Source organism: Lysobacter arseniciresistens ZS79, assembly GCF_000768335.1.
In the GTDB taxonomy this organism is placed as follows: domain Bacteria; phylum Pseudomonadota; class Gammaproteobacteria; order Xanthomonadales; family Xanthomonadaceae; genus Novilysobacter; species Novilysobacter arseniciresistens.
The window spans coordinates 129377-149766 of the sequence record NZ_AVPT01000002.1 but is presented as its reverse complement, the minus strand read 5'-3'; the positions used below and the strand labels follow the sequence as shown (position 1 = coordinate 149766).

General features: G+C 69.4%; 16 protein-coding genes. 11 read left to right on the top strand and 5 right to left on the bottom strand.

Annotation, left to right across the window (positions count from 1 at the left end; translation table 11 throughout):
- The first annotated feature begins 6 nt into the window (after window positions 1-6).
- Window positions 7-975: a protein translocase subunit SecF gene (gene secF, locus N799_RS02070; RefSeq protein WP_036207100.1), complete on the top strand. Its 969-nt coding sequence runs from the start codon at window positions 7-9 to the stop codon at window positions 973-975.
- 72 nt (window positions 976-1047) lie between these two features.
- Here the strand turns inward: secF and N799_RS02065 are convergent, their stop codons facing one another.
- Window positions 1048-1875, bottom strand: coding sequence for an inositol monophosphatase family protein (locus N799_RS02065; protein ID WP_036207098.1), 828 nt, complete (start codon window positions 1873-1875; stop codon window positions 1048-1050).
- Between the two features lie 105 nt (window positions 1876-1980).
- Here N799_RS02065 and N799_RS02060 point away from each other — a divergent pair, with 105 nt between their 5' ends.
- From N799_RS02060 to N799_RS02050, 3 genes are all read left to right on the top strand, one after another.
- A complete protein-coding gene (locus N799_RS02060; RefSeq protein WP_052101004.1) occupies window positions 1981-2760 on the top strand; it encodes an RNA methyltransferase in 780 nt (259 codons plus the stop codon).
- Window positions 2761-2845: 85 nt separating this feature from the next.
- Entirely contained in the window at window positions 2846-3760 is a 915-nt protein-coding gene (locus N799_RS02055; protein ID WP_036207296.1) for a phosphate/phosphite/phosphonate ABC transporter substrate-binding protein, read from the top strand.
- Window positions 3757-5976: a putative bifunctional diguanylate cyclase/phosphodiesterase gene (locus tag N799_RS02050; protein ID WP_052101000.1), complete on the top strand. Its 2220-nt coding sequence runs from the start codon at window positions 3757-3759 to the stop codon at window positions 5974-5976. The genes N799_RS02055 and N799_RS02050 overlap by 4 nt, the downstream gene beginning before the upstream one ends.
- Window positions 5977-5993: 17 nt before the next feature.
- On the opposite strand, the gene N799_RS02045 is transcribed toward N799_RS02050, so the two are convergent.
- Both N799_RS02045 and N799_RS02040 read right to left on the bottom strand, forming a co-directional pair.
- The gene (locus tag N799_RS02045) at window positions 5994-6635 is read right to left on the bottom strand and encodes an exopolysaccharide biosynthesis protein (protein WP_052100998.1); all 642 of its coding nucleotides are present in this window, start codon (window positions 6633-6635) and stop codon (window positions 5994-5996) included.
- Window positions 6619-7965 (bottom strand): hemolysin family protein, encoded by a 1347-nt coding sequence (locus tag N799_RS02040; protein ID WP_036207096.1) that lies wholly within the window; start codon window positions 7963-7965, stop codon window positions 6619-6621. Before N799_RS02040 ends, N799_RS02045 begins: the two co-directional genes overlap by 17 nt.
- 287 nt (window positions 7966-8252) lie before the next feature.
- Here N799_RS02040 and N799_RS02035 point away from each other — a divergent pair, with 287 nt between their 5' ends.
- Window positions 8253-8879: a DUF47 domain-containing protein gene (locus tag N799_RS02035; RefSeq protein ID WP_036207094.1), complete on the top strand. Its 627-nt coding sequence runs from the start codon at window positions 8253-8255 to the stop codon at window positions 8877-8879.
- Between the two features lie 10 nt (window positions 8880-8889).
- Complete coding sequence (locus tag N799_RS02030) at window positions 8890-10017, top strand: inorganic phosphate transporter (RefSeq protein WP_036207091.1); 1128 nt, start codon at window positions 8890-8892, stop codon at window positions 10015-10017.
- A gap of 4 nt (window positions 10018-10021) precedes the next feature.
- Here the strand turns inward: N799_RS02030 and N799_RS02025 are convergent, their stop codons facing one another.
- Entirely contained in the window at window positions 10022-10432 is a 411-nt protein-coding gene (locus N799_RS02025) for a hypothetical protein (protein ID WP_036207089.1), read from the bottom strand.
- On the opposite strand from N799_RS02025, the gene N799_RS02020 reads away from it, so the two are divergent.
- Entirely contained in the window at window positions 10431-10805 is a 375-nt protein-coding gene (locus N799_RS02020) for an MGMT family protein (RefSeq protein ID WP_081974648.1), read from the top strand. The genes N799_RS02025 and N799_RS02020 overlap by 2 nt on opposite strands.
- A gap of 61 nt (window positions 10806-10866) precedes the next feature.
- Complete coding sequence (locus tag N799_RS02015; RefSeq protein WP_036207086.1) at window positions 10867-11520, top strand: rhomboid family intramembrane serine protease; 654 nt, start codon at window positions 10867-10869, stop codon at window positions 11518-11520.
- A 79-nt stretch (window positions 11521-11599) separates the two neighbouring features.
- Here the strand turns inward: N799_RS02015 and N799_RS02010 are convergent, their stop codons facing one another.
- Window positions 11600-13684 carry a M13 family metallopeptidase gene (locus tag N799_RS02010; protein WP_036207284.1) on the bottom strand — a complete coding sequence of 695 codons (2085 nt, stop codon included), beginning with the start codon at window positions 13682-13684 and terminating at the stop codon, window positions 11600-11602.
- 276 nt (window positions 13685-13960) lie between these two features.
- Between N799_RS02010 and N799_RS02005 the strand changes: the two genes are divergently transcribed.
- The 3 genes from N799_RS02005 to N799_RS01995 all read left to right on the top strand — a co-directional run bounded on the left by N799_RS02005 (window position 13961) and on the right by N799_RS01995 (window position 20147).
- Window positions 13961-14872: an ABC transporter ATP-binding protein gene (locus N799_RS02005; protein WP_036207084.1), complete on the top strand. Its 912-nt coding sequence runs from the start codon at window positions 13961-13963 to the stop codon at window positions 14870-14872.
- Between the two features lie 13 nt (window positions 14873-14885).
- Window positions 14886-18488: an ABC transporter permease/M1 family aminopeptidase gene (locus N799_RS02000; protein ID WP_036207080.1), complete on the top strand. Its 3603-nt coding sequence runs from the start codon at window positions 14886-14888 to the stop codon at window positions 18486-18488.
- Window positions 18489-18803: 315 nt separating this feature from the next.
- On the top strand, window positions 18804-20147 hold the full coding sequence (locus N799_RS01995) for a DEAD/DEAH box helicase (protein WP_052100992.1): 1344 nt from the start codon (window positions 18804-18806) through the stop codon (window positions 20145-20147).
- Window positions 20148-20390: the final 243 nt, after the last annotated feature.

The following is a 20390-nucleotide window of genomic DNA, read 5'->3' as shown; positions in this document are numbered from 1 at the left end:
ACGCACATGAAATTTCTGACCATCTTCCCGGCCGAACCGAAGATCAACTTCCTGCGCATGAAGTGGGTCGCCTTCGTGGTGGCGATCCTCGTGACGATCGTGTCGCTCGGCTCGGTCGCCACGCAGGGCTTCAACTTCGCGCTGGACTTCACCGGCGGCACCGTCACCGAACTGCGCTTCGCCCAGCCGGTGAACATCGAGGCGGCACGCGGCCGACTGGCCGACGCCGGCTTCGGCGACGCCCAGGTGATCTCGTTCGGTTCGGGCAACGACCTGCTGGTGCGCATGCAGCTGGACGGGGTCGAGGACGCCGAGAACAACGTCGCCGCCAACGCCCAGGCCGCCGCGCAGATCACGAAGGCGGTATCGACGCCGGACAACCCGGGCACCGTGGTGCGCAGCGACTTCGTCGGCCCGCAGGTCGGCCGCGACCTCGCGCTCAACGGCATCTGGGCGGTGATCTTCGTCGTTGTCGGGTTCCTGATCTACATCTCGTTCCGATTCGAGAAGAAGTTCGCGATCGCCGCGGTCATCACCTCGCTGCAGGACGTGGTGATCGTGCTGGGCTGGTTCTCGCTGACCGGCCACGAGTTCGACCTGACCGTGCTCGCCGGCGTGCTGGCGGTGCTGGGCTTCTCGATCAACGACACCATTGTCGTGTTCGACCGCATCCGCGAGAACTTCCGCTCGATGCGGGCCGACCCCGACTCCATCATCAACGCGTCGATCAACCAGACCCTGTCGCGCACGGTGATCACCTCGTTCGTGGCGTTCCTGGCGGTGCTGGCGCTGTACCTCTACGGCGGCGGCTCGCTGCGCGGCATGGCCGAGGCCCAGCTGATCGGCGTGGTGGTCGGTACGCTGTCGTCGATCTTCATCGCCTCGCCGCTGCTGACCCTGGGCTTCCTCAAGGTCACCAAGCAGGACCTGCTGCCGAAGGCGAAGGACGAGGCCGCGCTGGCCCGGCGCCCGTAGCCGCGGGGCGCGTCGCAGGCACGAAAAAGGCCACGCGGTTGCGTGGCCTTTTTTGTGTCCCGCCGGGGAGGGTCAGTCGAACGCCGCGGCGTATCCGGTGTTGAGGATCCGCTGCTGCAGCAGCTCGGCGACCTTGATGTTGCCGGCCAGCAACGGCCGGCTGTCGACACCGCGCGCGTCCATCGGGCCGGTCGGACGGCCGCGGAAGTCGGACACCTTGCCACCGGCCTCGCGCACCATCAGCGCGCCCGCGGCGATGTCCCAGGGCTTCACCCCGGCCTCGAAGTAGGCGTCGGCGCGTCCGCAGGCCACGTAGGCCAGGTCCAGCGCGGCCGAGCCGGTGCGGCGGATGTCCTCGATCTCGACCAGCAGGGTGTCCAGGCACTTCAGCTGGGCGCTGGCACGCGGGCGCTCGCGTGGCGGGAAGCCGGTGAGCACCATCGCGCCGTCCAGGTCCTTGCGGTCGGCCACGCGCACGCGCTTGTCGTTGAGTGTCGCGCCGCTGCCGCGGCTGGCGGTGAACAACTCGTTGCGCAGCGGGTCGAAGATCACGCCGTGGATCGGCTCGCCGTTCTCGACCAGCGCCAGCGAAACGCAGAAGTGGGGAATGCCGCGCAGGTAGTTGCTGGTGCCGTCGAGCGGGTCGATCACCCAGGTGAATCGGCTTCCGTTCTTCGCCTTCACCGCGCCGCCTTCCTCGCCGAGGATCGCGTAGTCCGGGGTCGAACGGCGGAATTCCTTGATGACCTCCTTCTCTGCCAAGCCGTCGACTTCGCTGGCGAAGTCGAGCCGGTCCTTCTCCACCACGTTCAGCGCGTCGAGCTTGTGCATGTGGCGCAGCAGCACGTTGCCGGCGGCGCGGGCGGCTTTGACCATGAGGGTGACGGCGGGTTTCTGCATGGCAAATGGCCTCGACGGGAGGTGGGGACGGGCTGGCAGCGGGAAAGAGCGGGCCGGCGGTCGCACGACGGGGTCGTGGCCGGCCGCGCAGTTTACCATTGCCCGATGAACACCGAATCGACGCCGGGCGCGCCTGCGGAGGCCGCCGCCGACCGCCTGCGGATCATCCTCGTGGGCACCCAGCACCCCGGCAACATCGGCTCGGCCGCCCGCGCGCTGAAGACGATGGGGCTGGCCCGGCTGGTGCTGGTCGCGCCGGAGAAGGCGCCCAACGCCGAGTCATCGGCGCTGGCGGCCGGTGCCGACGACGTGCTCGAAGGCGCCGTCCGGCACGCCACGCTGGCCGAGGCCGTCGCTGACTGCCGGCTGGTGCTGGGCTGCACCGCGCGCAGCCGGCGGGTCCAGCTCGAGGAGCTGCTTCCGCGCGACGCCGCCGCGCGCGCGGTCGATGCCGCCGCCGGCGGGGCCGAGGTCGCGCTGGTGTTCGGGCGCGAGCGGACCGGGCTCGACAACGACGAACTGCAGCTGTGCCACGCCGCCGTCCACATCCCGGCCAATCCCGGCTACAGCTCGCTGAACCTGGCCGCCGCGGTACAGGTGCTGAGCTACGAGCTGCGGCTGGCGCTGCTGGCCGGCGCCGCGCCGGCCCAGCCCGCCGGGCCGCGCGACCCGCCGGCGTCCCACGCGCAGCTGGAGGGACTGTTCGGCCAGCTCGGCGAGGCGCTGGACGACATCGACTTCCACAAGGGCCGGGCCCCGGACTCGGCGATGCGCAAGCTGCGGCGGCTGTTCCTGCGCGCCGACCTCGACGAACGCGAGGTCCGGCTGCTGCGCGGCATCCTGTCCGACGCGCAGCGCATGGCGATGCTCGCGCGTCGCGACTGACCCGGCGCGGCAGTATCGGACCGCCTGCGTTTGAATTAGGCTGCCGCGGTGCCCGCACACCGGGCGTCCCCGGGGTCACGTCTTGATCGCCTGCCTGCGCCGCCTGGCAACCCTGCTGCTTGCCGCATCCATCTGGGCCACGCCGGCGTCGGCGGCCGACGACGGCGTGCTGGTGCTCGGCCGGATCAGCGACGACCCCGGCACCCACTACGGCCAGCTCGAACCGCTGCTGGACTACGTGGTCCCGCGCATGGCCGACGTTGGCATCCGCGAGGGCCGGATCCTGATGGCGCGCGATTCGCAGCAGATGGCCAGCTACCTGCGCCGCGGGCGGGTCGACTGGGTCACCGAAACCGCCGGCACCGGCATGCTGCTGCGCGAGCGCGCCGGCGCCGAGCCGCTGCTGGTGACCGAACGCGACGGCACCAGCCATTACCACAGCATCTTCTTCGCTCGCCGCGACAGCGGCATCGAGTCGCTCGACGACCTGCGCGGCCACCGGATCGCGTTCCAGCGGCCGTCGTCGACCAGCGCCTACTTCGCGCCGGCCGGCGAACTGCTGGCCCGCGGCATCGAGCTGGAGATCCTGCTTTCTCCGCTCGACCGCATCGGCACCGACGCGCTGGGCTACGTGTTCGCCCGCTCGGAGCTCAACATCGCCACCTGGGTGCACAAGGAGCTGGTCGACGCCGGGGTGATGAGCAACCTCGACTGGACCAACCCGCGGCGGATGCCGCCGGCGTTCAAGGCCGACCTGGTGGTGATCGGCCGCACGGAGGATTACCCGCGGGCGGTGGAACTGGTGCGCGGTGACATGGACCCGCGCGTGCGCGAGCGGCTGCGGCAGGTGCTGGTGGAGGCGGCCGGCGACCCCGACGCGCGCGAGGCGATGCTGCGGTTCTTCCAGACCACCCGGTTCCTGCCGGTCGACCCGGCGTCGCAGCAGGCACTGGAGCGGATCCGGACCGGCGTGGCGCGGGTGCGGGCGGAGGTCGAATGAAGTTGCGGCCCGGCCTGCACGCGCAGTTCCTGCTGATGATGGGCGGCGGACTGCTGGTGGTCGCGGCACTGATCGCGCTGCTGCTGCACCGCCAGGGCACGATGCAGGACGAGGTCGAGCACATCAGCCGCGTGGCGATGAGCGAAATGGCCGGCGACAGCCTGCAGCGGCGCGGCGAGGGCACGGTGGTGCAGCTGGCCGACTCGCTCGCCAACCCGATGTACTACTTCGACCTCGACGCCATCGGCGCGCTGGTCAAGGCCGCGCTGCGCCAGTCCGACACCCGCTACGTGCTGGTGTTCGACGCCAACGGCGAGATCCTGCACGACGGCACCGACGAGATCCGCGGCTACGGCCGGCCCATGACCGACCCGCTCGCCTACGAGGCGATCAAGGCGCGGCGGATCCACACGCAGTTCAACGACGAGCTGATGGACGTGGCGATGCCGGTGATGATCGGCAGCGAGCGCGTGGGCGGCGTGCGGGTGGGCTACGACCTGGGCGCGATACAGGCCACCCGCGAGGGCGCGATCGGCGACCTGCGCACCCGCCTCGACGACCTCGGCCGGCGCAACGTCACGTGGTTGGCGGTGTTCGGCGCCGGCCTGCTGCTGCTGGGCCTTGGCGTGTCGTGGCTGGTGCGCCGCTCTCTGGTGCAACCGATCCGCGCCCTGGCCGATGCCGCGCGCGAGATCGAGCTCGGCCAGCTGGAGCCCGGCGACGGTGGCGACCGGCGACTGCCGTCGAGCGCGCGCGCGGACGAGCTGGGCGACCTGGTGCGTGCATTCGGGCGGATGCGCGACAGCGTGGTTCGCCACGACCGCGACATCCGCCGCATGGCCTATACCGACGCGCTGACCGGCCTGGCCAACCGGCTGGCGTTCCGCGAGGCACTGGACCAGCACCTGCTGTGCCTGCATGGCGCCGGCCGCGAACTGGCGCTGCTGTTCGCCGACATCGACGACTTCAAGCGCATCAACGACACCCTGGGCCACGACGTCGGCGACGAGGTGCTGCTGCAGTTCGCCCAGCGCATCCGGCGGGTGGTCGACCGGCTCGGCGGCGGCGAGGCGATGCTGGCGCGGTTCGGCGGCGACGAGTTCGTGATCCTGGTGGAGAGCGACGCCGGCACCGGCCACGAAGGCGACGCCCGGGCGGTCGCGACGCGCCTGGCCGAGGCGCTGGTGACCGCGCTGGGCGCACCGCTGTCGCTGCAGGGGCGGCAGGTGTTCCTTGGCACCTCGATCGGCATCAGCCTGTTCCCCGACGACGCCTCCAGCGCGACCGCGCTGATGAAGAACGGCGACATCGCGATGTACCAGGCCAAGGTCGCCGGCAAGAACTGCTACCGCTTCTACAGCCGGGCGATGGACCAGGCGGTCGAGCGGCGCGTACACATGGAGCAGGAGCTGCGCGGCGCCTGGGCGCGCGGCGAGCTGAGCCTGGCCTACCAGCCGATCCACCGCCTGTCCGACGGCCGCCTGGTCGGCGCCGAGGCGCTGCTGCGCTGGCAGCACCCCGAGCTGGGGCAGGTGGCGCCCTCGGTGTTCATCGACGTCGCCGAGCAGAGCGGGTTGATCGAGACCATCGGCCCGAGGGTGCTGCACGCCGCCTGCCGCGACGCGGTGCACTGGCAGCGGGCGCGGCCCGGCGAGCCGCCGCTGTTCGTGTCGGTCAACGTGTCGCCGCGGCAGCTGCGCAGCGGCGACCTGCCGCAGGTGGTCGCCACCTCGCTGGCCGACAGCGGACTGGACCCGCAACACCTGCACGTCGAGCTGACCGAGACCGCGGTGATCGGCGACGAGATCCTCGCCGGCAAGCTGTTGTCGCGCCTGCGCGAGACCGGCGTGAAGGTGTGGCTGGACGACTTCGGTACCGGTTTTTCCGGCCTGAGCCACCTGCGCCGGGTGCCGGTGGACGGGGTGAAGATCGACCGCAGCTTCGTCGCCGACATCCTGCGCGACCCGGACGACCTCGCGCTGACCACGGCGATCATCGCGATGGCGCACTCGCTGGGCATCACGGTGGTCGCCGAGGGCGTGGAGAAGGAGGGCCAGTACGGCCTGCTGCGCGAGCGCGGCTGCGACCAGGCGCAGGGCTACTGGCTCGGCCAGCCGATGGCGCTGGAGGCGTTCATGGCGCAGTTGCGGGACGACCGGCCGCTGCCGGAGCCGGCCCCGCGCACCGTGCTGGACAAGATGCTCGACCGGGGCTGATCGGCCCGCGGCGACGCTCAGACCAGCAGGTCGGCCCAGCGCGCCGCCATCGCCGCCAGTTGCCCCGACAACACGCCGAACACCGCCACCGCCACCGCTCCGGCGAGCCACGCCACGATCATCAGTTTGCCGTCGCGCTCCAGCAGAGCCAGCGCGAACAGCAGCAGCAACGCGCCGAACAGGAAGTTGGTGAACGGAATCGGCAGCGACAGCAACAGGCCCAGCAGGACCAGCAGCAGGCCGGTGACCGCGCCGGCCGGGCGGTAGTCGAGCATCGCCGTCGCGCGCGGGCGGACCAGCCGCTCCAGCCGCGCGAGCCACGGCGACAGGCGGTCGCGGAAACGCAGCATCGCGTGGCGGTGCGGCCCGTGGCGGGCGATGAAGCGCGGCAACCACGGCGTCCGCCGGCCCAGCAGCAACTGCGCGCCGACCAGCACCACCAGCGGCCCGCTGATCGCGCCGCCCACGCCCGGGATCGGAATGAAGGCGGGCAGGGTGGAGACGAACAGCAGCATCCCGAACGAACGCTTGCCGAGCCCGGCGAACACGTCGCCCAGCTGCAGCACCTCGTCGGGGTCGCCGACCGCGAAGGCGTCTAGCAGGGCACGCGTGCCGGCCTCGGAAAGGGTTTCGCGGGCCTGCCTAGCCGGTGGTTTCATCGCCGTCGGAATCCTGCGCGACCTCTCGGTACAGCAGCAACTTGTCGATGCGCGGGCCGTCCAGGTCGACGACCTCGATCCTCCAGCCCGGCCACGAGAAGGTCTCGCCGACGTTGGGGATGCGCCCGAAGTGGGCGATCACCATGCCGGCGGCAGTGTGGAAATCATGTTCATCCTCGCCCGGGACGTTGTCGCCGAGCAGTTCGCGCAGGTCCTCCACGTGCAGCGAGCCGTCGATCAGCCACGAGCCGTCGGCGCGCTCGACCACCGGCGCGTCGCCTTCCTCGTAATGCTCCGAGGCCGGGTTTCCGGCCTGCACCCGGCCGATCACTGCGCTCATCACGTCGTTGACCGTGACCACGCCGGTCACGTCGCCGTACTCGTCGACCACCAGCGCCAGCGACTGCTGCTCCTCGCGGAAGATCTCCAGCAGCTTCATCGCATGGGTCGACTCGGACACGAACAGCGCCTCGCGCATGTCGCCGAACAGGTCGATCGGCACGCCCGGCGCAAGCGCACGCAGCAGCGACTTGGCCTCGACCACGCCGACCACGTCCTGGTCGTTGCCGCGCAACACCGGGAAGCGCGAGAACGGCGAGCTGCGCATGACCGCGAGGTTGTCGTCCAGCGAAGCGTCGGCGTCCAGCCAGGTGATCCGCGTGCGTGGCGTCATCAGGCTGTCGGTGGTGCGGTCGCCGAGGCCGAGCACGCGGTTGACCATCTTGCGTTCGTCGGCGTCGATCACGCCCTGCTCGTGGCTCTCGCTCACCAGCAGGCGGATTTCCTCTTCGCTGATCGCGCTGCGGGCGTCGTCGCGGATGCCCAGCAGCCGCAGCACCGCCCGGTTGATCGCGCCCAGCGCCAGCACCACCGGGGTGGCCGCGCTCGCCAGCGCCGACAGCGGGATGGCGACCGCGCAGGCGATCCGCTCCGGGTTGGTGATCGCCAGCCGCTTGGGCACCAGCTCGCCGAAGATCACCTGGGCGGCGGTGATCAGCGCGACCGCTGTGCCGATGCCGATCGGCTGCGCGTACTCGCGCGCGTCGGGCCACAGGCCTTCAAGCCAGCCGGCGATGATCATGCCGATCGCCTCGCCGCCGAACAGGCCGGTCAGCACGCCGATCAGGGTGATACCGACCTGCACGGTCGACAGCAGGTTGTCGGGGTGTTCGGCCAGCGCCAGCGCCTTGCGGGCGGCGCGGCTGGGCGCGGCCGGATCCTCGGCCAGCTGCTTCAGGCGCAGCTTGCGGGAGGTCACCAGAGCCATCTCCGACATCGCGAAGAAGGCGTTGAGCACGATCAGGGCGAGGACGATCAGAAGCTCCAGCATGGGCGGGCTCCTGGTCGAAGGGGAAACGGACTGCGGGATGGGCGGGCGCGGCGGCCGGCAGGCGGAGGTCTAGGGTCGTCGTCCATTGAGCGTGGGGTGGGGCGCACCGGGATCGGCGCCGGCCGATGGTATCAGCACGGGTCGGCACCCCCGGATGAAGCCCGCGTGAGCGGATCGGTCATCAAACCGTCATAATCGCGCCCTGTGGCGTGCCTGCGCGGCGCGCGATCCCTCCCATTCCCATTCCTGCTGTCCGGTACCCGACACGGCACGACGAGGTCATCCCGATGTTTTCCCTGCAAACCATGTTCGGCCAAGGCAACCAGTTCTACACGCTGCTCGAGGAGGCCGCGGTGGCGGCCCACGACGCATCGAAGGCCCTGCACGAAATGCTCCGGGGTACCGACCGCCAGCCGGCGCTGGACGCCTTCAAGCTGGCCCGCCAGCGCGAGCGCGAGGCCTCCGACAAGATCAGCCAGGCGCTGGTGGACAGCTTCATCACCCCGATCGAGCGCGAGGACATCGAGGCGCTGGGGTCGGCGCTGTACAAGATCCCCAAGCAGATCGAGAAGTTCGCCGACCGCTACTCGCTGGCGCTGCAGCACCTGGAACACATCGACTTCGCCCCGCGTGCGGCGATGCTGGAGCAGGCCGCCAGCGTGGTGGTCAAGATGATCCGCGCCCTGCCGAAGATGAAGCTCGACCAGATGAAGGCGCTCAGCGACGAACTGCGCGCGCTCGAGAACGAGGCCGACCGGCTGATGCTGGAGCTGTACCGGGACATCTACTCGGGCAAGCTCGATCCGCTGCAGATGTTCCTGCTCAAGGAGTTCTTCGAGATCCTCGAGAAGGCGATCGACCGCTGCCGCGAGGCCGGCGTGGTCGCCTACGAAATCGTCCTGAAGAACTCCTGAGGCGTCGCCGATGTTGACCCTGGTCATTGTCGTGGTGCTGGTCGCGCTCGCTTTCGAGTACATCAACGGCTTCCACGACACCGCCAACTCGATCGCCACGGTGGTCGCCACCAAGGTGCTGTCGCCGGCGCAGGCGGTGATGATGGCCGCCGGCATGAACCTGCTGGGCGCGCTGGCCGGCACTGCCGTGGCCAAGACGATCGCTTCTGGGCTGATCGATGCCGGCGTGGTCGAGGTCGGCGCACAGCTGATCCTGTGCGCGCTGGCCGGCGGCATCATCTGGAACCTGATAACCTGGTGGCTAGGGCTGCCGTCGTCGTCCTCGCACGCGCTGATTGGCGGCCTGCTCGGCGCCGCGCTGGCGGCGGCGGGCAACAACCTCGACGTGGTGATCTGGTCCGAGCCGGCCGATCCGGTCTGGCGCAGCGCCGGCGTGCTGTGGAAGGTGATCGTGCCGATGGTGTCCTCTCCGGTGCTGGGCTTCCTGGCCGGCTTCCTGGTGATGGGCGTGCTGTTCGCGATCATCTCCGGCATGGCCGCCAGCGGCGGGGTGCTGGCGCGGCTGGCGCGGCCGCGCTGGGTCAACGGCCTGTTCGGCAAGGCGCAGATCCTCAGTGCCGCCGGCATGGGCTTCGCCCACGGCATGAACGACGCCCAGAAGACCATGGGCATCATCGCCCTGACCCTGGTCAGCGCCCAGGCCACCGGGGTGCTCGACAACCTGCCGGGCTGGCTGGCGTTCCTGCACCCGTCCGAGGGCGCGCTGGCGGAAGGCGACATCGACCTGTGGATCAAGCTGACCTGCGCCGCGGTGATGGCGGCGGGTACCGCGGCCGGCGGCTGGCGGATCATCAAGACGCTCGGCCACAAGCTGGTCAAGCTGCACCCGATCCACGGCTTCGCGGCCGAGACCAGCGCCGCGTCGGTGATCATGGCGGCGTCGTCGCTGGGCATCCCGGTGTCGACCACCCACAACATCTCCTCGGCGATCATGGGCGTGGGCACGGCCAAGCGCCTCAACGCGATCAAGTGGACCGTGGTCGAGAAGATGATCTGGGCGTGGATCCTGACGATCCCGATGGCCGGCGGCTTCGCCTACGGCCTGTACCGCCTGATGGCGGCGATGGGCTGGGCCTGACAGGTCAGAGCAGGTCGCCGTCGGCCGACAGCGCCCGCTCCATGCGGTCGCCGAGGCCGCCGATCTCCAGCACCAGCCGGTGCGCCTCGGCGGCATCGAGGCTGTCGAGCGGGCGGTTCTCGCACAGCTGCAGGTAGGGCACGCCGTCGAGGTCGCCGATGGCGAGGTAGCCGACCCGGCTCTGCCAGTTGAAGACCAGCGCCCGACGCGCGTCCAGCCCGGTGGTCGGCGCCACCGCACTGCTGACCCGCAGGTAGGGACGGCCGTCGTCGTCTTCCAGCTCGGACAGGAAGATCGCCTGGTGGCGGGTGCCCTGTTCCAGCGACAGCTCGATGCAGATCACTCCCTCCTCCTGCACCGACATGCGGTAGCCCGCGTCGGACAGCTGCTGGCGGATCTGTTGGAAGCCGGACATGGGCGCGTCTCCAGTGCGGGACGCCTATCATGCTCCCGGCATGGAGACCGACGCCACCGCACGCATCCTCGCCGCCATCCGCGCGATTCCGCCGGGGCGGGTCGCCGGCTATGGCGAGGTGGCCCGGCGCGCCGGCCTGCCGGGCCGTGCACGCATGGTCGCGCGGCTGCTCAGCGGCAACGGGGACCGCGACCTGCCGTGGCACCGGGTGCTGCGCTCGGACGGGCGCATCGCGTTCCCGCCGGATTCTCCGGAGTTCGCCGAGCAGAGCCAGCGCCTGCGGGCCGAAGGCGTGCGGGTCGAGAACGGCCGGGTCCGCGGCCAGGCTGCGGCGGCGACGCTGGACGAGCAGGTCTGGGGCTTCGGCGGCTGAGCCCGCGCGGCGGTGCTTCACGCGCGACCGGCTACCATGCGCGCCATTCCAAGGAGGTGCGATGTTTTCCAACCTGCCGCCCATGACCCGGGGCCTGATGATCGCCAACGGAGTGGTGTTCCTGCTGCAGATGGTGCTGGGCGACCTGGCGCTCGCGGCGTTCATGCTCTGGCCGCTGGGCAGCGGCGATGGTTATGGCGCGATCGAGTTCCTGCCGTGGCAGTTGCTGACCTACGGCTTCATGCACGGGGACATCGCCCACCTGCTGTTCAACATGCTGGCGTTGCTGATGTTCGGTGCGCCGCTGGAGCACACGTGGGGCGGCAAGCGCTTCCTGACCTACTTCCTGGTCTGCATCGTCGGCGCGGCGGTGTGCCAGCTGGCGGTCGGCGCGTGGACGATGTCGCAGGGCGGGCCGGCGTACCCGACCGTCGGTGCGTCCGGCGGCGTGTTCGGGCTGCTGCTGGCCTACGGCATGCTGTTCCCGCACCAGCGGGTGATGCTGCTGATCCCGCCGATCCCGATGAAGGCGCGCACGCTGGTGATCGTCTACGGCGTGGCCGAACTGCTGTTCGGGTTCACCGGCTGGCAGCCGGGCGTGGCGCACTTCGCGCACCTGGGCGGGATGCTGTTCGGCTGGCTGCTGATCCGCTACTGGCGTGGCCAGCCACCGTTCGGCCGCCGCCCGCCACCGCGGCCGCGCATTGTCAGGTGAGAAAAAAGAAGGCCCGGGGGAAACCCGGGCCTTCGCGGTCTGGCCGGACGGGAACGGCCAGTCCTGAGCGGTCAACCGCTTACCAGATCACCACGCGGTCGCCGTCGCCGCGCACCATTGCGTCGCCGGCCTTGCAGTCGAACGCCGCGGCGAACTGCGGCAGGTTGGACGGGGCACCGATCGCGCGGAAGTTGGCCGGTGCGTGCGGGTCGGTGGTCAGGCGCACCTCCAGCTCCTGGTCGGTGAAGTTGCGACGCCACACCGTCGCCCAGTTGGCGAAGAAGCGCTGGTCGCGGGTCATGCCGTCGGTCATCGGGTCCTCGGTGCCTTCGGTCGCCTTCTTCATGGCGTCGTAGGCGATCGCCAGCCCGCCCAGGTCGGCGATGTTCTCGCCCAGGGTCAGCTTGCCGTTGACCTTCTTGCCCGGCATCGCCTCGTAGGCGTCGAACTGCGCGACCAGCTGGTCGGTCAGGCCGGAGAAGCCCTTGGCGTCGGCCTCGGTCCACCAGTTCTCGAAGTTGCCCTTGGCGTCGAAGCGGCTGCCCTGGTCGTCGTAGCCGTGGATCATCTCGTGGCCGATCACCGCGCCGATGCCGCCGTAGTTCATCGCGTCACCCGCTTCCGGGTCGAAGAACGGCGGCTGCAGGATCGCAGCCGGGAACACGATCTCGTTGGCCAGCGGGTTGTAGTAGGCGTTGACCGTCTGAGGGCTCATGCCCCATTCGGTCTTGTCGACCGGCTTGCCGATCTTGCCGAGGTTCCACTTGTAGTTGAACTCGTTGGCCGCCAGCACGTTGCCGATGTAGCTGTCGCGGCCGGTCTCCAGGCCGGTCCACTCGCGCCACTTGTCGGGGTAGCCGATCTTCGGGGTGAAGCTGGCCCACTTCTCCATCGCCTGCTTCTTGGTTTCGTCGCCCATCCACTCCAGACCTTCGAGGTGGACCTTGAGTGCCTCGCTGAGGTTGGTGACCAGCGTTTCCATCCGCGCCTTGGACTCGGGCGAGAAGGCGACCTTGACGTACATCTGGCCGAGTGCCTCGCCGACATTGCCCTCGATCGTGTCGAGCACGCGCTTGGCGCGCTCCTTCAGCTCCTTCTGGCCACGCATGGTCTTGTTGTAGAAGTTGAAGTTCTCCTGCACGAACGCGTCAGACAGGTACGGCGACGCGCCGTCGACGGTGTGGAAGCGCAGGTACGCCTGCCAGTCCTCGACCGGCACTTCGCCCAGCATGGTGCTGACTTCCTGGTGGAAGGCCGGGATCGCCAGCGAGAACATCTCCGGCGCCTGCAGGCCCTGTGACTCGAAGAACTTCGTCCAGGTGAAGTTCGGGGTGAGCTTGTCGGCCTCGGCCGGAGTGACCGGGTTGTAGAACAGCGAGACATCGCGCGACATCTCCTCGCTGGACTTGGACACCTTGGCCAGGCGGGTCTCGAACGCGACCACGTCGGCCGCCCGGTCGGTCGCTTCGGCGGCCGGCATGCCCGACAGTTCGAGCACCTTGGCGACGTGCGCCTGGTACGCCTCGAGCTTGTCCTTCTTGTCGGCGTCGAAGTAGTAGCCGCGGTCCGGCAGGCCCAGGCCGCCCTGCATCGCGTAGGCGATGTTCATGTCGGAGTTCTTGAAGTCGGCCTCGGGGCCGAAGCCGAACAGGAAGTTCTCGCCCCGGGCCGCGCTGGTGCGCAGGTACTCGGCGACGGCCTCCTGGCTGTCGAGCGCGGCGATCGCGTCGAGGCGGTCCTGGATCGGCTTGATGCCCTGGGCGTTGATCTGCTCGGCGTTCATGCCGGTGGCCCAGAAGTCGCCGACGATGTCCTGCACGCCGGTGGCGCCGTCGTTGGCGGCGGCCTGCTCGGCCAACTGGCGCTGGATCGCGGTGGAGCGCTCGTCGAGCATCTCGAACGCGCCCCAGCTGGTGCGGTCGCCCGGGATCTCGTTGGCGGCCAGCCACTTGCCGTTGACGTAGCCGCCGAAGTCGGTGCAGGCGTTCTTGCTGGTGTCGAGCTGGTCGGCGCTGAAGCGGTTGACCGGCGGCAGGGTGCTCTCGTCGAGGGTCAGGGCGTTGGCGTCGGCGGCCGGCGCGGCATCGGCGGTGGTGTCGGCCGGCGCGGCGTCCTGGCTGGAGCAGGCGGCGACAGCGGTGGCGATGGCGAAGGACAGCAGCAGGACTTGCGGTTTGTTCACGTAGGGCTCCGGCCGTAAGGCATGGGGAAGACACCCGGGCGGACGCCGGGACCGGACGACGTTAAACCCGGCCGGAGCGGCCGGCGGGTGTCGAAGGTCATGCCGGAATCCTGAACAAGCAGGCTGCCGCGGCCGAGGGCAGTGCCGGATGGCACCGCGCCCTTGGTCACGGATGACTTTTGCCCATGTTGGCGGTTCACCGGCCCGCCTACGATCGCCGTGCCGCGACTGGCGGCAGCCTTACAGGGACGTGCATACATGCTCACCATCCGCGACCTCTCCAAGACCTATGCCAATGGAGTACGTGCGCTCGACGGCGTCAGCCTGGACGTGCCACGCGGCATGTTCGGCCTGCTCGGGCCCAACGGCGCCGGCAAGTCGTCGCTGATGCGCACGCTGGCGACGCTGCAGGAGGCCGATGGCGGCAGCGCCACGCTGGCGGGCGAGGGCGGGGTGGTCATCGACGTGTTGCGCGACAAGGACGCCGTGCGGCGCCAGCTGGGGTACCTGCCGCAGGACTTCGGCGTCTACCCGAAGGTCAGCGCGCTGGACCTGCTCGAACATTTCGCCGTGCTCAAGGGCCTGACCGCGCGCAAACAGCGCCGCGAGGTGGTCGACGGCCTGCTGCAGCAGGTCAACCTGTGGGACGCGCGCAAACGCAACCTCGGTACGTTCTCCGGTGGCATGCGCCAGCGCTTCGGCATCGCCCAGGCGTTGCTGGGCGACCCGCGGCTGGTCATCGTCGACGAACCCACCGCCGGCCTCGATCCGGAGGAGCGCAACCGCTTCCTCAACCTGCTGGCGGAGATCGGCGAGAGCGTCGCGGTGATCCTGTCGACCCATATCGTCGAGGACGTGACCGACCTGTGCCCGACGATGGCGATCATGAACAGGGGCCAGGTGCTGCTGGCCGGCCACCCCGCCGACGCGATCGACGCGCTGGCCAGCCAGGTCTGGCGCAAGCAGGTGGCGAAGGCCGCGCTGGGCGATTACGAGAGCCGCCACACTGTTCTGTCGACCCGGCTGGTCGCCGGCAACCCGGTGATCCACGTGTTTGCGCCGGAGCGGCCGGAGGACGGCTTCGAGCAGGTCGCGCCGGACCTGGAGGACGTCTACTTCCAGCGCCTGCGCCAGCAGGCCGGCCACCCCGCGCAAGTCGCCGCGGCCTGAGCGGGGCACCGGCATGCCCTTCGAATTCTTCCGCTTCGAGCTGCGGCAGCAGCTGCGTGCGCCTCTGCTGTGGCTGCTGGCGCTGATGTTCGGGCTGTTCGCGTTCGGGGCCTCCAGCTCCGATGCGATCGTGATCGGCAATTCGGTCGGCAACGTCGACCGCAATGCGCCGACGGTGATCGTCAAGTTCCTGGGCATGTTCACCGTGCTCGGGCTGCTGGTGATCGTCAGTTTCATCAGCGGCGCGCTGCTGCGCGACTTCGAGCTGGGTACCGCCGACCTGCTCTTCTCCAGCCCGATGCGCAAGCGCGACTTCCTGCTCGGGCGCTTCATGGCGGCGGTGACGGCGTGCCTGGTGATCTACCTGGTCGTGGCGCTCGGGCTGATGACCGGGCCGACGATGCCGTGGGTGGACCCGGAACGGCTCGGACCGTTCTCGTTGGCGCCGTATGCCTGGGGTTTCGCCGTGCTGGTGGTCCCGAACCTGATCTTCAGCGGTGCCCTGCTGGCGTTGCTGGCCGTGACCACCCGCAGCGTGCTGGTGGTGTACCTCGGGGTGATCGGCTTCTTCATCCTCAACTCGGTAGCCGGTGTGCTGACCGCCGACCTCGACAATGTATGGGTCGCCACCCTGATCGACCCGCTGGGGATGACCGCGCTGGAGCGGACCACCCGCTACTGGTCGGCGGACCAGCTCAACCGCGACCTGCCGGCGCTGACCGGGTACCTGCTCGCCAACCGGGCGCTGTGGCTCGCGGTGGCGGTGGCGCTGGTGACGGCGGCGTTCGCGTTGTTCAAGCCCCAGCGCACCGGTACCGGGCGCGGGTGGGCAGGTGGCCGGTTCGGGCGGCGCCAGCCGCAGCCGGCGTCGTCCACGCGTCCGGTCGTGGCGCCGCCGCGCGCGGTTCCGGCCAGGGGTGGGGCGGTCGCGTGGTCGCAGTTCCTGCGGCAGTGGCGGTTCGATACCGTCGGCGTGTTCCGCAGCGTGCCGTTCCTGGTGATGCTGCTGTTCGCGGTCGCCAACTTCATCGCCATCGCCAGCATGGCTGAAAGCATGTACGGCACGCGCGTGCATCCGGTCACGTCGTTGATGGTGACGACGCTGCAGGGCGGTTTCAGCTTCATGCTGATCTTCGTCGTGATGTTCTATGCCGGCGAGCTGGTGTGGAAGGAGCGCGGCGCGCGGCTGGGGGAAGTGACCGACGCGATGCCGGTTCCCAACTGGGTGCCGCTGGCGGCCAAGATGGCCGCGTTGGCAGCGGTCGTGCTTGCGTTCCAGGCCGTGGGCGCGGTGGCGGCTGCCGGATTCCAGCTGTTCAAGGGCTTCACCGCGATCGAGCCGGGGCTGTACGCGCGCGAGTTGCTGTTGGGCTCGGTGCCGTTCGTGCTGATGGGCGGGCTGGCGCTGGTGCTGCAGGTGCTGAGCAACAACAAGTTCATCGGCTACGGCTTGCTGATCGCGTGGCTGGTGTTGCAGGGCACGCTGGGCTTCCTCGACTTCGACCACAACCTCTACAACTACGGCTCCGCGCCGGCGGCGCCGTATTCGGACATGAACGGCTACGGCCACTTCCTGGCTGGGCGGCTGTGGTTCCAGTCGTACTGGGGCGCGTGCCTGCTGGCACTGCTGCTGGTATCGGCGGCGTTCTGGGTGCGAGGTGTCGCCCCCAGTGGTCGCGAGCGGTTCCGGCTCGCACGGCAGCGGCTGGCCGGCGGCAACGGCTGGGCGCTGGCGGCCAGCGTGGCGCTGTTCGCGGCGCTGGGCGGCTTCATCTTCTGGAACACCAACGTCCGCAACGAGTACCTGGCCGGCGACGACGCACTCGACCGCCAGCAGCGGTACGAGGAGCTGTACCGCCAGTACGACGGCCTGCCACAGCCGCGCATCACCGCGGTGCGGACCGAGGTCGACCTGTACCCGCACGAGCAGCGCGTGCGGGTCCGCGGCAGCTACACCGTGACCAATCCGCACGACGTGCCGATCACCGATCTGCACGTCCAGTGGTACCCGGACAGCGGGCTGGACCGGCTCGGCTTTGGCGAAGCGGCGATCACCAGCAACGACGAGCAGCTCGGCTACCGCATCTACAGACTCGGCGCGCCGATGCAGCCCGGCGATACCCGGCAGATGGACTTCGCCGTCAGCTACGCCCGCGGGGGTTTCGGCAACGACGAAGGCTGGACCCACCTGGTCGACAACGGCACGTTCTTCAATTCGGAGGAACTGCTGCCGCGCTTCGGCTATTCGGCGGGCAGCCAGATCAGCGACCGCAACGAACGCCGCAAGCGCGGCATGGAGGAACTGCCGCGCATGGCCAGACTCGAGGACGAGGCCGCCCGCGCCAATACCTACATCGGCGACGACGCGGACTGGGTCGACTTCAGCACCACCGTCTGCACCACCCCGGAGCAGATCGCGCTGGCGCCGGGCGTGCTGGTGAAGGAGTACGAGCGCGACGGCCGCCGCTGCTTCGACTACGCGATGCAGCGGCCGATGCTGAACTTCCACGCCACGTTGTCAGCGGAATGGGAAGTCAGGAAGGGCGCATACAAGGCAGGCACCGCCGGCGAGGTCCCGATCGAGGTCTATTACGACCCCAAGCACCCGTACAACGTCGACCGCATGATCGAGTCGGTGCAGAAGTCGCTGGCCTATTACGAAGCCAACTTCAGCCCGTACCAGCACGAGCAGGTGCGGATCCTGGAGTTCCCCGGCTACAGCAGCTTCGCCCAGGCGTTCGCCGGCACCATCCCGTACTCGGAGTCGATCGGTTTCATCGCCGACCTGCGCGACGAGGACGCGATCGACTACGTGTTCTACGTCACCGCGCACGAAATCGCGCACCAGTGGTGGGCGCACCAGGTGATCGGCGCCGACGTGCAGGGCTCGACCGTGCTCAGCGAGTCGCTGGCACAGTACTCGGCGCTGATGGTGATGGAGAAGGAATACGGGCGCGCGAAGATGCGCCGCTTCCTCAAGTACGAACTGGACCGCTACCTGTCCGGCCGCGCCGGCGAGAACATCGAGGAGCTGCCGCTGTACCGCGTCGAGAACCAGCCGTACATCCACTACCGCAAGGGCTCGCTGGTGTTCTACCGCCTGCGCGACGAGATCGGCGAGGACGCGCTCAACCGCGCGCTGTCGAAGTTCATCGCCGACAAGGCCTACCAGCAGGCACCGTTCACCACCTCGGCCGAGCTGCTGCAGTACATCCGCGCCGAAGCCGGCCCGCGGCACGACCAGCTGATCACCGACCTGTTCGAGAAGATCAGCTTCTACGACAACCGCGTGCAGAGTGCGACCGCGGTGCGGCGAGACGATGGGACGTACGAGGTCACCCTCGACCTGCACGCGGCGAAGCTCTATGCCGACGGCGAGGGCAGGGAGACGCCCGCGAAGCTCGACGACTGGATCGAGGTGGGCGTGTTCGCGCGCGGACCGTCGGGCGAGGAGGCCGACGAGGAGGTGCTGTACCTCGAACGCCACCACATCACCGCTGAATCGCCGAAGGTGACGGTGGTCGTTGATCAGCTCCCGTACGAGGCGGGCTTCGATCCCTTCAACAAGCTCATCGACCGGGTCTCCTCCGACAACCGCAGGCGCGTGTCGATGTAGCGGCTGAACGGGCGGCGCCGCGTCAATGGCGCCGCCCGCCGCTTTCCCGTAAGATCCGCCCCGTTCAGCGCACGGCTGCCTACCCCGCAAGGGGCACGTTTCCCAGGTATGCCCTCGCACGGGTTGGCCTCCCGGCCAAGACCCCCCGCCCCGAAAGGCGTGGTCCGGTGCGACTATCCCGCACGTCTTTCGTCGCGCCGACACGGCCCGGAGCATCCGGTGCCGTCACAAAAAGAAATACTCGCAGCGCGGTTCAAGGGAACGCTCCGGGTCTTGCCGCACGCGTGTGCGGTGTTCTTTACTCGGAGTTCCAACATGACTTTTGAATCGCTCGGGCTCGCGCCCGCGTTGCTGCGCGCGCTTTCCGAACAGGGCTACACCACGCCCACCCCGATCCAGGCCCAGGCCATCCCGCTGGTGCTGGCCGGCCACGACCTGTTGGGCGGCGCCCAGACCGGCACCGGCAAGACCGCCGCGTTCGGCCTGCCGCTGCTCAACCACCTGTCCAGGCAGACCGCCGCCAACGGCCCGCGCAAGGTGCGCGCGCTGGTGCTGGTGCCCACCCGCGAACTGGCGGTGCAGGTCAACGACAGCATCCGCTCGTACGGCAAGCACCTGCGGCTGAACTTCGGCACCATCTTCGGCGGCGCCGGCATGGGTCCGCAGGTCGACATGCTGCGTCGCGGCGTCGACGTGCTGGTGGCCACCCCGGGCCGGCTGATCGACCACATCGAGCGCGGCACCGCGCGCCTCGACGGCATCGAGATCCTGGTGCTGGACGAGGCCGACCGCATGCTCGACATGGGCTTCCTGCCGGCGATCAAGCGCATCCTCGGCAAGCTGCCGGCGCAGCGGCAGACGCTGCTGTTCTCGGCGACGTTCGAGGCGCAGCTCAAGCAGCTCGCGCTGCAGTTCATGCGCAACCCGCAGCAGGTGCAGGTGGCGGCCAACAACACCATCGCCGAGACCATCGCGCACCGGGCGCACCCGGTCGACGCCGGCCGCAAGCGCGACCTGCTGGTGGAGATCCTGGCCAAGCGCCCGGGCGAGCAGGTGATCGTGTTCGGCCGCACCAAGCACGGTTGCAACCGGCTTGCCGAACAGCTCGAGCAGTCCGGCCTGAAGGCGGTCGCGATCCACGGCAACAAGAGCCAGGCGCAGCGCCAGAAGGCGTTGAACCTGTTCAAGGCGGCCAAGGCACGCGTGCTGGTGGCGACCGACGTCGCCGCGCGCGGCCTGGACATCCCGGACCTGCCGCTGGTGATCAACTACGACCTGCCGATGGTGGCCGAGGACTACGTGCACCGCATCGGCCGCACCGGCCGCAACGGTGCCAGCGGAGAGGCGCTGTCGCTGGTGTCGCACGACGAAGGTGGGCTGCTGCGGCAGATCCAGAAGATCCTCAAGAACGAGGTGGAGCTGGTGACCGTTGCCGGTTACGAGCCGAGCCGCCCGCTGCGCCTGGACGTGGCGTTGCCGAACCCGCGCCAGAACGCGGGCAACCGCGGGCCGCGCCCGGGTGGCGGACGCAACGCCGGCAACCGTGGGCACGGCAAGCCGGGAGCCGCGCGCCAGGGCCACGCGCATGCGGGGCCGAAGCAGCGTGGCGGCGGGCAGGGACGCGGCTCGCGCCGTGGCGGCGGCGGTGGCGCTGCCTGACACGCGGGTTGCGTGACGTATTGATGGGAGGCCGGCAGAGATGTCGGCCTTCTTTTTTTCGCTGGAGTATTGGGGTGGAGCTCCGACTGGAGCGCTGCGGTCACCGGCCGGCGGGGAATTGCTGCACCCCTCGGCCAGGGCGCCCTGCCCTGACTCGGGGCCGTCGGCCATCCATGGCCGACTTTCCGCAATCTCCCCGCCGTCCGGCGCCCGCGGGTGGAGGCGTTGGCTTCGTTGGGTGGG

Excerpts from the sequence above, each read along its gene's own strand:
- N799_RS02000 (WP_036207080.1), top strand. The coding sequence starts at position 14,886 with ATGCCCTTCGAATTCTTCCGCTTCGAGCTGCGGCAGCAGCTGCGTGCG.
- N799_RS02005 (WP_036207084.1), top strand. The coding sequence starts at position 13,961 with ATGCTCACCATCCGCGACCTCTCCAAGACCTATGCCAATGGAGTACGT.
- N799_RS02030 (WP_036207091.1), top strand. The coding sequence starts at position 8,890 with ATGTTGACCCTGGTCATTGTCGTGGTGCTGGTCGCGCTCGCTTTCGAG.
- N799_RS02015 (WP_036207086.1), top strand. The coding sequence starts at position 10,867 with ATGTTTTCCAACCTGCCGCCCATGACCCGGGGCCTGATGATCGCCAAC.
- N799_RS02065 (WP_036207098.1), bottom strand. The coding sequence starts at position 1,875 with ATGCAGAAACCCGCCGTCACCCTCATGGTCAAAGCCGCCCGCGCCGCC.
- N799_RS02035 (WP_036207094.1), top strand. The coding sequence starts at position 8,253 with ATGTTTTCCCTGCAAACCATGTTCGGCCAAGGCAACCAGTTCTACACG.
- N799_RS02025 (WP_036207089.1), bottom strand. The coding sequence starts at position 10,432 with ATGTCCGGCTTCCAACAGATCCGCCAGCAGCTGTCCGACGCGGGCTAC.
- secF (WP_036207100.1), top strand. The coding sequence starts at position 7 with ATGAAATTTCTGACCATCTTCCCGGCCGAACCGAAGATCAACTTCCTG.
- N799_RS02020 (WP_081974648.1), top strand. The coding sequence starts at position 10,431 with ATGGGCGCGTCTCCAGTGCGGGACGCCTATCATGCTCCCGGCATGGAG.
- N799_RS02050 (WP_052101000.1), top strand. The coding sequence starts at position 3,757 with ATGAAGTTGCGGCCCGGCCTGCACGCGCAGTTCCTGCTGATGATGGGC.
- N799_RS02040 (WP_036207096.1), bottom strand. The coding sequence starts at position 7,965 with ATGCTGGAGCTTCTGATCGTCCTCGCCCTGATCGTGCTCAACGCCTTC.
- N799_RS02045 (WP_052100998.1), bottom strand. The coding sequence starts at position 6,635 with ATGAAACCACCGGCTAGGCAGGCCCGCGAAACCCTTTCCGAGGCCGGC.
- N799_RS02060 (WP_052101004.1), top strand. The coding sequence starts at position 1,981 with ATGAACACCGAATCGACGCCGGGCGCGCCTGCGGAGGCCGCCGCCGAC.
- N799_RS01995 (WP_052100992.1), top strand. The coding sequence starts at position 18,804 with ATGACTTTTGAATCGCTCGGGCTCGCGCCCGCGTTGCTGCGCGCGCTT.